The sequence below is a fragment of the Chitinophaga sp. Hz27 genome (assembly GCF_042263525.1).
GTDB lineage: Bacteria > Bacteroidota > Bacteroidia > Chitinophagales > Chitinophagaceae > Chitinophaga.
Window position 1 is genome coordinate 222282 of record NZ_JBHKFJ010000001.1, and the last position, 15816, is coordinate 238097.

The 15816-nt window shown below is 43.9% G+C and carries 12 protein-coding genes; 7 read left to right on the forward strand and 5 right to left on the reverse strand.

Annotation, left to right across the window (positions count from 1 at the left end; genetic code table 11):
- The first annotated feature begins 180 nt into the window (after positions 1-180).
- The 4 genes from ACE38W_RS01115 to ACE38W_RS01130 all read left to right on the forward strand — a co-directional run bounded on the left by ACE38W_RS01115 (position 181) and on the right by ACE38W_RS01130 (position 3747).
- Positions 181-1128, forward strand: coding sequence for a hypothetical protein (locus tag ACE38W_RS01115; protein ID WP_375828377.1), 948 nt, complete (start codon positions 181-183; stop codon positions 1126-1128).
- A gap of 223 nt (positions 1129-1351) precedes the next feature.
- Positions 1352-2086, forward strand: coding sequence for a dienelactone hydrolase family protein (locus tag ACE38W_RS01120; RefSeq protein WP_375828378.1), 735 nt, complete (start codon positions 1352-1354; stop codon positions 2084-2086).
- Positions 2087-2266: 180 nt separating this feature from the next.
- Positions 2267-2866, forward strand: a complete 600-nt coding sequence (locus ACE38W_RS01125) for a Crp/Fnr family transcriptional regulator (protein ID WP_375828379.1) — start codon at positions 2267-2269, stop codon at positions 2864-2866.
- A gap of 86 nt (positions 2867-2952) precedes the next feature.
- Complete coding sequence (locus ACE38W_RS01130) at positions 2953-3747, forward strand: sterol desaturase family protein (protein WP_375828380.1); 795 nt, start codon at positions 2953-2955, stop codon at positions 3745-3747.
- Positions 3748-3842: 95 nt separating this feature from the next.
- On the opposite strand, the gene ACE38W_RS01135 is transcribed toward ACE38W_RS01130, so the two are convergent.
- The 3 genes from ACE38W_RS01135 to ACE38W_RS01145 form a co-directional block, all read right to left on the reverse strand.
- Complete coding sequence (locus ACE38W_RS01135; RefSeq protein WP_375828381.1) at positions 3843-4844, reverse strand: hypothetical protein; 1002 nt, start codon at positions 4842-4844, stop codon at positions 3843-3845.
- Positions 4845-5088: 244 nt separating this feature from the next.
- Positions 5089-6072, reverse strand: a complete 984-nt coding sequence (gene bioB, locus ACE38W_RS01140) for a biotin synthase BioB (protein WP_375828382.1) — start codon at positions 6070-6072, stop codon at positions 5089-5091.
- Between the two features lie 24 nt (positions 6073-6096).
- Positions 6097-6708 (reverse strand): hypothetical protein, encoded by a 612-nt coding sequence (locus ACE38W_RS01145; protein ID WP_375828383.1) that lies wholly within the window; start codon positions 6706-6708, stop codon positions 6097-6099.
- Positions 6709-6840: 132 nt separating this feature from the next.
- Here ACE38W_RS01145 and ACE38W_RS01150 point away from each other — a divergent pair, with 132 nt between their 5' ends.
- Positions 6841-8331, forward strand: a complete 1491-nt coding sequence (locus ACE38W_RS01150) for a PLP-dependent aminotransferase family protein (RefSeq protein WP_375828384.1) — start codon at positions 6841-6843, stop codon at positions 8329-8331.
- Here ACE38W_RS01150 and ACE38W_RS01155 read toward each other — a convergent pair whose 3' ends face one another.
- Together ACE38W_RS01155 and ACE38W_RS01160 are read right to left on the reverse strand one after the other, a co-directional pair.
- Entirely contained in the window at positions 8332-9336 is a 1005-nt protein-coding gene (locus ACE38W_RS01155; protein WP_375828385.1) for a phosphotransferase enzyme family protein, read from the reverse strand.
- 75 nt (positions 9337-9411) lie between these two features.
- Positions 9412-9963 (reverse strand): 2OG-Fe(II) oxygenase, encoded by a 552-nt coding sequence (locus tag ACE38W_RS01160; RefSeq protein ID WP_375828386.1) that lies wholly within the window; start codon positions 9961-9963, stop codon positions 9412-9414.
- A 237-nt stretch (positions 9964-10200) separates the two neighbouring features.
- Here ACE38W_RS01160 and ACE38W_RS01165 point away from each other — a divergent pair, with 237 nt between their 5' ends.
- Together ACE38W_RS01165 and ACE38W_RS01170 are read left to right on the forward strand one after the other, a co-directional pair.
- Positions 10201-10626, forward strand: a complete 426-nt coding sequence (locus ACE38W_RS01165; RefSeq protein ID WP_375828387.1) for a hypothetical protein — start codon at positions 10201-10203, stop codon at positions 10624-10626.
- 26 nt (positions 10627-10652) lie between these two features.
- A complete protein-coding gene (locus ACE38W_RS01170) occupies positions 10653-15716 on the forward strand; it encodes a DUF4132 domain-containing protein (protein ID WP_375828388.1) in 5064 nt (1687 codons plus the stop codon).
- Positions 15717-15816: the final 100 nt, after the last annotated feature.

A 15816-nucleotide genomic window follows, 5' to 3' on the forward strand; every position in this document is an offset into this window, starting at 1 on the left:
AGTTTTTTTGCTATATGCAGCCTGCGTTTCAGCGGAGAATTTATCCAGTGATTTTTTTAGTATTGTGAGATGAAATTTAAACGTTAAGTTTGTTTATAACCTTACCTGTAGCAATTATTTTTTTGTTTGTTAAAACAGAATTGTTAACCAATTTTTCATTTTATTCACCAAAACCTATTTATGAAATTTATATCTGTAGCACTACTTAGTCTATCCCTTATTGTTTTAAATGGATGTACAAGGGATGCGGTAACAGCCGACCCGCAATTACAGCGTTTATCTGCCGGAAAAAAAAGCGCCACGATTACTACTAATCTGGAAGGAGATGTGTATGATGTTGTGCGCCAGCATACAATGACTGTTGAATTCCAACAAGATCATTTATTGCAAATAAAAAATGGTGTGAGACGTATGCGCCAATTAAATATTTCTAGTCTGCCATCCAATCAACAGTTGTCAGCTTTAAAAGCTGATAGTATTTATAACGATATTATACATCAGGAGCTGGCAGATGTATGTAATTATCTGTGGGCAATGGGTAAATCAAATGGTACGATTACCGTAGATGATCTGCCATTTGCCGGTGCAGAAAATTCGTGTTATTCCATATATCAGCAAGATATGAAACTACTAGCGGAAGATTTCATTAAATACCTGAAGACTTATAATCCGGGGTCACCTATTATTCTGTTGCCAATGGCTTTGCCTGATGCTAAGTTAGCGACGGATATAAGCGGATTTCGTGATAGATTGTATGGTATAACATTTTCATATAGAATGTGTCAGTTTTTTCAATCCGCCGATGAAGTACCGATAGATCCGGGACCCGTTGTAGATGGAGAGGTAGCTGAGTCTACTAAGACCAAGGCAAAATTTATTGATCAGGAGATTATTAATGCTTTTGAATCTTATAACCTCGGACAGCTGGATAACGATCCCTTCCCGGTATACGACAATTACACCAACACTGACATTGTTTATATCATCACGCAAACCTATATGGTACATTTCAATCGTGCCAGCAATTATAGCATGACTGAGATCCATGATTATATTTATAGCAACTACCAACAGATAATGCTGCCACTGACAAGGCCTTTGCCGGATTTTATGCAGCCACACCTGTAATAATAAAATAATAATTAGCCAGGTACGGTAGATGATAGTCCTTTGTGTAAATACTTATATCTGTAAAGATGATTAGTATTTGCACAAAGGATTTTTTTATAGTGGAGGAAATGTCAAGAAATTAAACAGTTGATAGGTTTTACGGTTGTATCTGGGAGTAATTTGCACAGGAGGCTTAAAAAGACCATAAACATTTGTAAATTTCCTGTATAAACATATCAATATGTACAAGCTCTTTTTTATGACGGCCTTATTATTTTCGGGGTTAGCAGCCACCGCTCAAAACCTCAAACCTGTTAACTATGCGGATGGATCCCAAAAATTAAGTGGACTGGTAACCTCCAATGCTGGCAAAAAGCTGCCTGGCGTACTCATTCTCCCGGCCTGGATGGGCATCGATGATGAGGCCAAACATGCCGCTACAGAGCTGGAAAAGCAGGGCTATATTGCCTTTGTAGCCGATATATACGGCGTAGGTAATGCGCCAACCGATAACGCCGGCGCATCCAAATTATCCAGCCAGTACAAGCAGGACTATAAAACTTACCAAAAACGTATAGCCGCGGCAGTAGAGCAGTTGAAGAAAGAAGGCGCTACAAAAGTAGCGGTAATAGGTTATTGCTTTGGCGGTAGCGGCGCACTGGAAGCAGCCCGCGGCGAATTACCGGTAGTGGGTATCGTGTCTATACATGGTGGCCTCTCCAAAGCAGCTGATCGTAAAAATGGCCCCATCTCCGCAAAAATGCTGATCGAAAATCCTGCTGATGACGGCAGCGTGAAACCTGAAGATATGGCTAACCTCATCACTGAAATGAATGAAGGTAAAGCCGACTGGCAGATCATTACCTACGCACATTCCAAACATACTTTTACCAATCCTACTTCTCCTGACTATAATGAAGTGATGGCGAAGAGAGCATGGCAACATACGCTGATGTTCCTGAAGGAAATCCTGTAAAGTTATTCTCGCAAAGTTCGGGGATACAGGCCTTGGGCCTTTTATTTCAGCTTCGGCGGCCTCGCAAAGCAGTATAAGCTGCTTATCATTAACAAAAAGCAGGTCTTTGCTGCTTATGCTGCTTTGCGAGAAAAAAAAATTATCTTGACGGCAGATTTACACTCGCTTAAATAAAAGTAAATGTCTGTTTCGATAAATCTGCTGCAAACGTTGCTGCAGGAATTAAACGGCGTGTTGACTTCCGACATGGCGCCATTGTTCGCTTTAACCAATCAGGTGAAACTGGAAGAAGGGGAAGCGTATATCCGTGAAGGTGATACTTCCAGGAAGCTGGCATTTATTGAAAAAGGCATCATACGTGCCTATACCACCAAGCCCAATGGCGACGAAGCTACCCTGCTACTGCGATGGGAGGGCCAATTCATCGCTTCTCACGATACCATCATTCATCACAAGCCTGCCAGGTTTATCTACCGCGCTTTAGAGCCAGTTACCCTCGTAGAAATCGATTATGATAAACTGGACGCCGCGCTGCGGGAACGCCCCGAATTTGAACCGCTACGTGTATACTTCCTTAAAAGAATGCTTTCGGAAGCACTGGAAAACATCGAATCCTTTGTGATGCTATCACCGGAAGAGCGCTACCAGCGCCTGCTGGAAAGTCGCTTTGATGTTGTGAACCGGGTACCCGACAAATACATCGCCTCCATGCTGGGCGTTACACCTGTTTCCCTGAGTCGTATCAGAAAACGCCTGCAAGACAAAGGCCGAAAAAATTAACTTTTGTTAATCGGATTTATTATCCATTGTTAACCGCTATAAGGCCACTGCCATTGTAATTTTGGATCAAACCAATTTATGTGCGCATGGAACCAATCATAGCAGCTATCGTCAGGATTTTCACCGTATCCACCATTCGTTACTTCCTGCTGGCAGGAATCCCGTTTCTTATCTTCTATTTATTTTTTCCAAAGAAATTATCTTCCAGGAAAATACAGCTGAAAGCCGCCAGCAAAAAGGACTTCATCCGGGAAGTATGGCACTCATTACAAAGCACACTGGTATTCACGGTCATTTCGGTGATCATTATGTTTACACCCGTGAAAAACTATACTCAACTGTATACTAACGTCAACGACTATCCGATCTGGTATATATTTGTGAGTCTGGCCCTTAGCCTGGTGATACATGATACCTATTTCTACTGGATGCACCGCGTATTGCATCATAAAAAACTCTTTCATCTGACCCACCTGGTACATCATCGCAGTACAAACCCATCTCCCTGGACATCCTACAGCTTCCATCTGCTGGAAGCCATTGCAGAAGGTGGCGTACTATTGGTGATCACCATGATCATGCCTATGCATCCGCTGACAGTACTACTATTTACCATTGTGGGCTTTATTATTAATGTTTACGGGCATCTGGGCTATGAGATTATGCCGCGCAAATTCAGACACAGCGTGCTTTTTGAGGTGCTGAATTCTTCTGTGCATCATAACCTGCACCATAGCAAGTTTAAAGGGAATTATGGGCTGTATTTCCGTGTATGGGACCGACTTATGGGAACAGAACACCCCGACTACGTGAAAGAATACGATAAGGTACAGGCGCGCAGGTTTCCGCAAGAGGCGCCAGCAGGCGGCGTTACAAACTAATCAATCACTATTTCTTTATAAATTCAAAAAGCATTCCTTGTTTAACAAAGAATGCTTTTTAAATTTATTATCAGAGATATTAGATCATTGTTCTTTTAAGCAACATGCTCCTCGTAGCTAAGGTTCTGCACTGGTAGCACAATAGGCTTCGTTTCTTGTAGCGCGTAGCTGGTACGCAGATAGGAGTATTTCATGCAACGCCAGATATTGCGTGGCTTTTCCATATCTATAATTAAACTTTTTCTGGGCAGCGTGTGCAATGCCGGCAGTTTATCAGAGGCCGCCTGTAGTTCGATCAGGTGCTCCAGTGCGGTATTCCCGAAAGAACAAATGGAGGCAAGTCCCAGGTGAAAGGCATGTTTTCGTTTATGCTTATACGGTAGTTTATGCAGATGATTTTCCAGTTTTGATACGACACTGTTGAAATACTGTTGAAAGTCGATAGCAGATTTCATCCTGTTAGGAAGCGTCTGAATGCCGGCCTGCAAATCTTTGTAAATATCATACAAATCATTGGTGAGCTGTATAATAGCGCCCAATAGGAACCAGCAGTGACGTTCTTCCGCTGTAGTTGGAATATTCAGGTAGTAATAAACCAGTTGTAGAGAGTTCCCGCCTTTGCTGAAGGTGATCTCCTCTAATTCACTGTTTGATATAGCCGGGTCGAATTGTTTTCCAGAATCCAATTGCGCTGTCAATAACTGCTTTAATACTTGTTCATAGCTGGCTTTGTTGCGAACCACACTATTGAGTCGCAGGCCTGTGTACACGAAAATTTTTTCTTCAGGTGTGTTGCATTGATAACTCGCCGGATGAAGCATGATCTCACGAAGCTGTGCAGCAGTCAATGTTTTATCATCTGCAAAATCATCAAATAGGCCGCTACAAATAAAATAGTAGAATATACTATTTTTCTCTTCTTCGGTTGTGGTACGCCCATGCAATGCAGTGAACAGATCGCACACCATTGGCACAAAGATCGAGTGACAGGTGATGGCCTTTTTCCTGACAGCTGGCGGGAGCTGCAGGCCCAGCGCATGTTCTAACTCATCTATTAGCGGAACAACACGTTGTGCTTCTTTTTTTCGTGTATACATGATAGTGAATACACCTTTACAGATATGACTAGAAAAACGAATTGCATTCAAAGGATTCATCCGTTGACATTTAACAGGGACAGATTGTAGTTAAAGCACTTGACAGTTGGTTGACTAAGATACAAATATAATGTAATGTGTATCATAAATGCAAGCGGGCACAAACACTATTGAAGAAAAAAAGAAACGCCTTTACTCAATAGCAGCTGAGTAAAGGCGTAGCAAGGGTTTTGAAGGTGTCTCCTTAGCAGAGATTAACTTCTTTTTTATTTTCCATCGGCTTCAAGCCTAAGGTCTGTAACATTTGCATATCTTCTGAAACACCCGGATTAGGCGTTACCAGCAGGGTTTGACGCTCGCCGGTGAAGATTGAATTAGCGCCTGCCATAAAACACCAGGCCTGTTCTGCTTCCGTCATTTCAATACGGCCAGCGCTCAGGCGCACTACGGATCCTGGCATCACAATACGTGCGGTGGCGATCATACGCACCATATCCCAATTATCTACTTTAGGATTGTTTTCCAGCGGCGTTCCTTTTACGCGTGCCAGCGCATTTACCGGCACCGACTCTGGATGCTTAGGCATGGTAGCCAGCGTATGCAGCATGGAAATGCGATCTTCGTGCGTTTCGCCCAAACCGATAATGCCACCAGAACACACGGTGATACCTGCTTTGCGAACATTATTGATTGTATTCAGCCTGTTGTCGAAATTTCGGGTAGAAATGATTTCGTTATAATAGTCAGAAGAGGTGTCAATATTGTGGTTGTATGCATGCAATCCTGCTTCCTGCAAGCGTATGGCCTGTTCTTCGGTGAGCAATCCCAATGTGCAGCAAACTTCCATGCCCAACTCATTAACGCCCTTCACCATGTCGATGACACGGTCAAAGTCGCGGTTGTCGCGTACTTCCCGCCAGGCTGCTGCCATACAGAACCTCGTAGAACCGTTGTCTTTAGCTTTCTGCGCGTGTTCGATTACGGTTTCAGTAGCCAGTAGTGCCTGTACTTTAATATCGGTATGGTAACGTGCTGCCTGCCCGCAATAGGAGCAATCTTCCGGGCAACCGCCCGTTTTTATGGACAAAAGCGTACATACCTGTACTTTATCTGCTGCATGAAATTCACGATGCACCGTTGCGGCGCGATAAACCAGTTCCATTAAAGGCAGGTTGTAAATGTCCTGGATCTCTGCTTTGGTCCAGTCATGTCGGATTGTTGTTGTCATGCTTCCTTATAGATTTTAATATTTTTATGCGTAGATGTTGACTTCTGCTTCCAGGGCGGCGGTCCATGAATCGAACAGTTGCTGTTCCAGCTGCTGCACTTGCTGGGCATGAATTTCCCATTGCGGACTAAATAACCGAAGCTGATGGATCATTTCTTCGAGGTGTCCTTCTTCTTCGAGGATGATGGACCTTACCATAACTTTGCTTTTTGCTTCGTCCAGCACTTGCTGGTATACGGGGTATAGCTCGTCGGCCCTGACTTCTATGGCATAGGTGACATAGAGGTAGGCGGCATGTTTCAGTGCTGGGCCGCTAAGGCGGAAATGATGTTTCAGGTAGCGGCAGGTCTGGATGTCCAGCTGCTGCAGGTAATAACGGGTATAGTCCGGTGCCAGCAATTCGTGGCGTTGGTATGTTTTACAGGCTTCAGGATCTAGTTTGAGGATTTGTTTTTTCAGGTAGAAGGCGTGTCTATGCTCTTCTGCGGCATGTTTCAGCTGGATGAGGTCTACCAGCGAGGAATGCTCACAGGCCGAGATCTTCCGGGCGCCTGCATTCTCCATAAACGACAGGGTGTTTAACCATTTGCTGTGTAGGGCTGGTTGTCCTACTATTCCTTGAAGTAGCTGATACATATGATACTAAGTTTCGATTCAAATGTAAGCGCTTGCCGGATGGTCGGTATGTGCCGGATTTTATATTGTTGCTAGTCCGGTTTATTTGTTATCTTGCCGGCGTGATAAAAAATATAGCATAAATCCAGGGAAATGAGTAGTCCGGCAACGGTGCCTTATAAGAGTTTTGTCCAGATAGACAGGTCTTCAGCGACCCCGGTATATCTGCAGATCGCGAATCAATTGATCAACGCGATCCAGCGTGGCTACCTGCCCACAGGCGCCAAACTGCCCGGCACCCGCAGCTTCAGCGAACTACTCAATGTTCATCGTAACACCATCGTAGCAGTTTTCGAAGAACTGGACGCCCAGGGATGGGTAGAAACCAAACCCAATACCGGCACCTTCGTATTGGCAAAATCTGCGGCCAAACCTCATAAAATTCGCACAGCAGCGCCACTACAGCTGGATGCCTACCCTAAAACCACCGGCTTCGCCTTCCGTAAGTCAAGCCTGCTAGATAATCCATTCGAACATTCTTCCTGCGAATATGTCTTCAACGATGGTACGCCAGATATACGCCTTACACAGGTAGATCACCTGTCTAGCCTGTACAGCGCCAACCTCAAAAGGAAAAGCAACCACAAAAAGTTAGGCTACTATAATCACGATGGTAGCGAATTCTTTAAAAGACATCTTTCCAATTACCTCAATCTCACCCGCGGACTACATATCTCCAATGATAATATCCTCATTACCAGGAGTACAGAGATGAGTGTATATATTACTTCGGAAATATTGTTATCGGCTGGAGATATTGTACTGGTAGGCTCTTTGAGCTACTTCTCTGTAAATATGATTTTCCAGAAATCAGGGGCGCGTATAATGCCGGTACCTATCGATGAAGAAGGCATCGATGTAACTGCGGTGCGCAAAATCTGCGAGCAGCACACCATCCGAATGCTATATATCACACCGCATCACCATTATCCTACCACAGTAACCCTCAGCGCTACACGTAGATTGGAATTATTAAGTCTGGCAGCGGAATTCGGCTTTGTTATCCTGGAAGATGACTATGACTATGACTTTCACTACGATAAAAGCCCCGTATTACCTTTAGCCAGCGCAGATAAAAACGGTATGGTAATCTATATCGGAGCATTTGGAAAATCGCTGGCTCCAGGATTTCGTACAGGCTTTATCGTTGCCCCGGAAGACCTGATGATAGAGATGCGTAAGCACCTGGGCATTATAGACAGACAAGGAGATGTGCTGATGGAGCAGGTATTAGGAGAGATGATAGAAGAAGGAGAGATACATCGATACCTGAAAAAATCACTGAAAGTATACCAGGAGCGCCGCGATCATTTCACTGATCTTCTTAGCGAGCAACTGGATGACTACATCGCATTTAAAAAACCTGCAGGCGGCCTCGCCGTATGGACCCGATGGAAACAACCGGTAAATCTCATGCAGCTCAGCAAAGAGTGTGCAAAAAATAATCTCTTTATACCTAAAACCTTATTGTATCAGCATAAGAATTTATCCGCGATGAGATTAGGTTTCGGGCATCTTACACCTAAAGAGGCCGCCGCCGCAGTGGCTATCCTGAAAGCCGGTGTGCTAAAGCAACTGCACTAATTATATCAGTTGCGGCGCTATCTCCAGCCAGCTTTTTATAAGCCCAGTACGAGCAGCCAGGTACCTGCTGTTAAAGAATCCATTGGACCAGTCGTCAAAGTTTTCATAGGCAAACTGTAGATAAAACATCCAGAAACCAAAGCCCAGCATAGGTAACGCTGCAATTTCTTCATCCTGAATAGGCCTGACCTCCTTATAGGCTACAAGGAATTTAGCGAATAAGTCTTTTGCTTCTGCTATCGTTACCTTTTTGTGCGTCACTTCAAAAAAGTAAAGAACAAGAAAACTCATAAGATCATTGGCTATCCAGCCTTTTCCGGCAAAGTCAAAGTCGAAGAAAGTAAGCGTACCATCAGTGTCGAAGTGGAAGTTTTTGGGGAGAAAATCATACTGACAGTAACCGGTATTCGTTTGACTGGCAGCAATCTTCTCCAATGCAGCGCTTATTTTCATGCCAGTGTCGTGTAAATAGTTATATTCTTCTTCTAAACCAATGAATGCAGGTTTCAACACTTCTAAAGGCTCATGGATAGTAGTGTTTACGTTAAACGGTTGCCGCGGAAATTTTAAGTTAATACGAGCGCTGATATTATGGAGGGTTGCCATCTCATGGCCTAGCGTCTGGAGATGACGGTCATTCAGATGATGTATAACCTCACCTTTTGCCCAGGAAAATAATACGCCATAACGCATGCCTTCTGCCGCCTGGAATGCTTGCAAAGCCTTGCCTTCTTTGTCTCTCACAGGGTAGGATACACTTGCGCCGCCCTCATGCAATAATTCCAGCAGTTCTACTTCCCCGCAAATCTGATCGTGTTTACGGTGGGCATCTCTATAAATTTTAAATATCCATTTGTCGTTTGCATTGGTTACTACATAAGTATCGCTGACATTACGCAGGAGTATACGGCAGCTAGTATGCTGGAATCCATATTTCTCCTGGATATGATCATTAAGCGCCGCTGCGGAAAGCGTGGAATATTGAGTTGGGAAAATGTTGGTCATCTGTAATAATAAAATTTATGATAAAGCTAAGAGCGGAACATCCCAACTTATTAAACAATCTAATGGATCTGTCAATTAATTTTCCCGGTACATAATATCGCTGCGCAGTACGTATTTGGTGCCACTTCTAAGGATTGCGCCTTCATGTCGCAGCGAATGGTAAAAAATCAAGGCACTACCAGCTTCTGGCCGCACTACTTCACCAGTATAAAAAACAGTTTCGCCACCAGTATAACCATCGTTCAGGTAAATTAGGAAAGTATATTGGCTGGCTTCTGTACTGTTTCTGATAAAAGGGCCGTCCAGGTGCATTTTAAACCGTTGACCCGGCGTATACCTATAATACCGGAATAGTTCATTTAGGCCGCAGGCGGTACGGTTTAGTTTACCTTCCGGCGCAAAACTATTTAGTTTTTGCCAAAGTTCGGTAGCATATGTTTCATCTTTCAGTATCACTCTTTCGTTGTTTCGTACGGAGGTCATTAAACGTTGCTCGCCGCCACCAACGTTAACTGTAGCAGCTTCATAGCCAATGCCTTCACTTTTGTCAATCAGGTATTGACATTCATCTGCAGTAAGAAAATTGTTGATCGTAAAGATCTCAGGAGAATAGTAATGTAGCTCCATGGCTTAGTTTTTTGGGTTACAACTCTTGTCACAATACGAAGAAACAAAATTTTATACATCAAAATCAGATTTTCTTAAATATCCCTGATATCAGGTATATCCCTGCTTGCCGGTATAAGATAACTTCGTATCGTTAAAGTGATATGGCTGTTGTGAGGACTACTACAGGTAGTGGTGTTAAGTTAATATCGCTTTCTTCTGTTTTTTTATATTTTTGCCAGACCCAACTTTTCTTGAATGAACCTATTAGTAAATGTAAAACAGTTAGGCAGGAAACATGCATTGATTGCCAAACAGAAAATAGAGATTGATGATATAGGCGTTAACCCAACCCTCCACGATCTCTTACTTGCTGTGGTAAAACAACAGGTGCTGGCATATAACAGCAGGCCAACGGACAAGCATATACTGCCTTTTCTCAGCTCGGATGAAATCGCCACACAGGCACTTTCCGGGAAAGTGAGTTTTGGTGTAAACTATAATGAGCAGAAAGCTGATGTTACCCAGGCGCAGGAAACCGCGCTGCTGGCTTTTAAAGATGGTATGTTTGCCGTATTTGCAGATGAACAGGAATTACAGGATCTTGACCAGATCATATCCCTGGAAACTGCTACTGTTGTCACTTTTATCCGCTTAACTTTCCTGGCCGGTAGCTATTGGTAGCCGTCCTGATTAAATAAAATATTATCATGGATATTAAAGAATTGCTGAAAGACAGGCTAAAGCCTGACTATATGAAAAACATGCTTGCTACTTTGACAGGCATCTCCAATGGAAGTATTACCAACGATTACTTAACCCCCTCCGCAGCCAGCGCCGGACTTGTATTATTAAACGAGCATCCGGACTACAAGATAACTTCACGTGGCTATGGACTAGATGAAATTTCGTATGGTGATCAACGTTATGAGTTCCTGCTCAATTTCCTCGGTACTGAAGAATGGGATGCAGCAGTACCTAAACAACTGTTGAATTTCTTATTTGGTGAGGCCTTGACCCCTGCAGTAATCTATGCCTGGAAACAACTTCCTTATCGTAGCTATCAACGCGGCTATTATCGCCGTTCTTTCAGGGCGCCATCCAATAGAGAGCTGTATTTCCCTAACCAGGTGAATTTCCTGTTGCACGCTGTATTCCAGGCATCCATCCAGGGATACAATGGTATTACAAGTGCCAGTTGTTATGACCTTAGTCTGGAAGAACAAGTACTGAAAAGCCATATGCTCGGCGGTAATAACATGTTCCGCATCTGGTCTGCCTCTCTGGATTTGGGCAATGACAGCCTTTTCCAGACAATGGAAGATATCATCTTTAATAAATCAACAGAAGGAAAAGTAACTTCACAAATCCTTCATGCACTGCTCAACAGTGATCAGGAACGCTGCTGGCAACTCGTGGAAAAGTTGCTGCTGGCGGCACAGCGCCAGGAAGGCCTACGCCAGACAATAGTAGAAGCCCTGGACGAATGCAGCCTTGGTGCTATGAAATATCTCATGAACGTTATCATCAAAGAAAAGCTGTTCCGCTTCTCTTCTGTGGTACGCGCGTTGGATGTTTGGGCCGGACTCGGCTGGGCAACAGAAAAAGAAAGTACGGTTAAAACCTTCTTTGAAAAAGGATTTCAATATCTTAATAGCCCTGAGACTATTGCTGCTGGCGTTTCCAGCATTAATAACGCTGACGCCTATATGGCATTATGGGCACAAGGTATTCTGGATGTTCAGGATACGCTGCCACTCCTTCAACAGCTGTTGGATAAAGGTTCTTCAGAGAAAAAATGTCTTGCTCTGCGCTTCGCGATGGAGAGTAAACATTTTATGCTTAACATGCCACTGTTCGAAACGGTACTGGACAGCGATGACCTGGCGGTGCTGGGATCAGCTGTAGCCGGTATCTCTGGCTTACTGAGCAGCCACAAGGCACACTATAATCAATACTACCCGCAAATTTTCGATAAGCTCCATGCCATCGTTACCCGTATCGATACTAAAGAAAAGACGTTCGAAGGGAAAGTCTTTTCCTGGCTGAATATCCAATACTCCCGCAATAGCGTATTGCAGGCAATGGCGAGTATGATCAACGAGCGTCAGGACAGGCTGGACATCCTCATGTCGTATTTCGATGAAATGGATATCACTCTCCGCGAACAACTGACCCGTATTGTATTGCCACTGCATTCAGATTATTACTGGAAAGAAAAAAAGAAGAGAGGAGAGTTGGTGGTTACTGCTTTCCAGCGCGACTATGCTTATCGCATCCTGAAAGATCGTGGCGAATATAATGTGAACATCGCTTTCCGCGTATTTGAAGATATGCAGTTGGAAGTCGCTGACATGGAGCCTTTCGTAGATATGCTGAAACGTAAGCATGCCGGTAACAGAAGTCGCTCTATTGATCTTATTCTAAATCAGCAAGATGAAATTGTTACCACTGTAAACAATCAGTTGTTACAGGGAGATGCAGAACAGCGACTGGCCGGCCTTGACGTTGCCTTGCAGCTACGTAAAAAGGAAAGATTAGCGAGTGTTGTAAACGGATGGGTAGCTGCTTTCCAGGAAAGGAAATCTATCTCTCAGAAAGAAGAAATTCTCCTGGAACAATTAACGACAGGCGATGTACTGGCTATCTCCCCTGAAAATGGCTTCGGTATCTTTAACCCTGCTGTACTGAAATCTGCGGAGCTACCTGAAATAGATCCCGATAATTATTTCGAACAGCGTACCAATATACATCCGCATGGATTGTCTGTGGCGCCAGAAACCCTCCACAAAGCGCTGGAGGCCCTGCACGCAATATTTGAGGAAAATGGAAAATTTGAGTACGAGGTAGAGCAATATGATGGCTCCAAACAAATGTACTTAATAGCTAATCACTTTGCCAGCAGTAAGCCACATCATTATCAGTTTGAATCAGACGAAGAAAAATATAATAGTTATCCGCTTACAGAAGTTTGGGAAAAATGGTATGAGGAGTCTGGATTAAGTCCGGTAGACCTCTTTCTGATAAGCATTTCCAGTACAGAACAAGGGATCGTTAATTCCACCTGGACTACAGTTACTTCACTGCTTCCAGGCCGGAATGTAATGATGCCAAAGGTTTTGCTGAATAAGTATCGTTATCCATATATGAATCCAGTTGTTAAGGTGGTGAATGTACTGGCTATGAAATATCCATTTGCAGAGAGAAATGAATATCTGCTGGGATTGGGTACCAGACTGTTTCATGCATTGACCCCTGAGATTCTGGATTTCCAGAACAAACGAGAATACTGGGGGAATGCTTACCAGGGTGACGGCTGGCAGATGGTTCCGGCACTGAATATTCCACTGGAAAACCTGAGGGTGAGCGATCTTACGCCATCTCAGGCAAAGACGGCCTGGCAGCTGTATCGCTGGCGCCAGTACAATGGATTACCACATAACACAGCTCCGTCTAAGCCACCATTACGTATTTTCTGTCATGCATTTGAGCAAGCTATAATTTCGGAAGACGAAATGTATGATGGCATTATAACGGTGGAGAATATACGAATGTTGTCTGACAAGCGGAAGAAAGCACGCCACAACCATCAGAAGCATGCCGGTGTTATGGAGCGTTTTCCTTTCCTGGAGCCGATGTATAACCGTGTCCGCGAAACCTTCCTGGATGCGGAACTGAAACGAGGTGATTCCGCCACTCCGGTTACTATTTATGTGCAGGCTATGTTTTATATCCCAGGCATGAACAGGTTCTTTGAACTGTTGGCAGGTTTAGGGAAAACAAATCTGAATCGCGGTTACATCTATACCTATGCTGATACGCTCATGAGCAAAGTGCAGCTGTTTAGCACCTTATTAAAACGTTGTTTCCCTGCTGAGGAAGATACACAGGCGATCTTTGACGCTGGCGTAAAACGCACACAGGCAACAGAACAGCGATTAATAGAAGCAGCGGTGTATGCACCGCAGTGGCAGAAATTTGTGAGCAGCAGCCTTAAATGGAAAGGTCTGGATTCGGCCATCTGGTGGATGCACGCACATACGAAATCATCAGGTTATCAGGAGCAGAACGCAGAAGCAGAAAGTGAAATTGCCCGTTACTCAGAAGTAGACCTGCAAGATTTTAAAGATGGAGCAGTAGATAAAGACTGGTTCCTGAAAGCCTATAAAGAAATTGGGAAAGCCCGCTGGGCCATCGTTTACGATGCTGCTAAATATATCAGTGATGGTAATGCGCATAGAAGAGCAAGATTATATGCAGATGTAATTACCGGAGATCTGAAGATCAAAGAAGTTACTGCTAAAGTAAAAGATAAAAGAGACCAGGATTACCTGCGTATCTATGGATTGATACCATTGGCTAAAGCCAATCCTGCAAAGGATGTGCTGGCGCGCTATGCTTATCTGCAACAGTTCCATAAAGAAACCAAGCAATGGGGTGCGCAGAAGCAGGCCAGCGAAAACCTGGCATATCGTATTGCCATGGAGAACCTGGCACGTAACGCCGGATACGCTGATCCACAGCGTCTTTCATGGGCCATGGAAACCAAGCAGGTGCAAGATATTCTGACGGCTAACACACAGGTGAAATATGATGATACGCTAATAGGGCTTATCATTGATGAAGAAGGTATGGCAGATGTAGTGGCATTTAAGGGTGATAAACAACTGGCTGCCATTCCTCCGAAATATAAGAAGGATACAAAGATCCTCGAGTTACAGGAATATCGTAAGGTATTGAGAGAGCAATTCCGTCGCTCCAGGAAAGCGCTGGAAGATGCCATGGTAAAGGCAGATGCATTCCTCGGCGAAGAGCTGAAAAACCTTTTCGGACATCCGGTGATTTCCAAACACCTGGAAAAGCTAGTGTTCATTACCGAAGCTGGTGCAGGATTTTATAGTCAAGGTAAACTAACGGATGCCAAAGGTAAGGTGTATGAGTTGAAAGACAAGGATGCAGTACGTATCGCGCATTGCTCAGATCTGCATCAGATCGGTCAGTGGAGCGACTACCAGCACTATTGCTTCAAGCATCAGCTGCAACAGCCTTTCAAACAGATATTCAGAGAGCTTTATTTACCGCTGGCAGAAGAGCTACAGGAAGTAACTGTTTCGAGGCGTTATGCAGGACATCAGGTACAGCCTTCACAAACAGTAGCGTTGTTGAAGGGTAGAGGATGGAAAGTAGATTATGAAGAAGGTCTGCAGAAAGTATTTCATAAGAACGGCTTTGTTGCAAAGATCTATGCACAGGCCAATTGGTTTACACCTGCGGATGTGGAAAGTCCTACTTTGGAAACCATCGAATTCCATGACCTGAAAAGTTATAAGAGTGTAGCTTTCAAAGATATTCCGGTACATATTTTCAGTGAAGTAATGCGCGATATAGACCTGGTGGTAAGTGTGGCGCACGTAGGTGGTGTAGATCCGGAGGCAAGTCATTCTTCTATTGAAATGCGCGTCGTACTGTTACAGGAATCTGCGCGACTTTTCAAGCTGAGTAACGTCACAGTAAAAGGTAATCATGCCTTTATTAAAGGGCACTATGGCGAGTATTCAGTGCATCTGGGTAGTGCAGTGGTGCATCAGCTGCCAGGAAATTATTTATCTATCCTGCCGGTACATTCTCAGCATAGAGGTAGATTGTTCCTGCCTTTTGCAGACGATGATCCTAAATCAGCAGAGTTGATATCTAAAGTATTGTTATTGGCAAGAGATAAAGAGATTCAAGACCCTACTGTATTACGACAGATTGATACTGTGTCGTCAAATTAATACTATTATATGCACTCTGTCAACCGTTCCGAAGTATGTGGAGATGGTTGAATCATAAAAGCCCAAAGGGCTGCCGTAGGTAGTCCTTTTGGCTTTTATT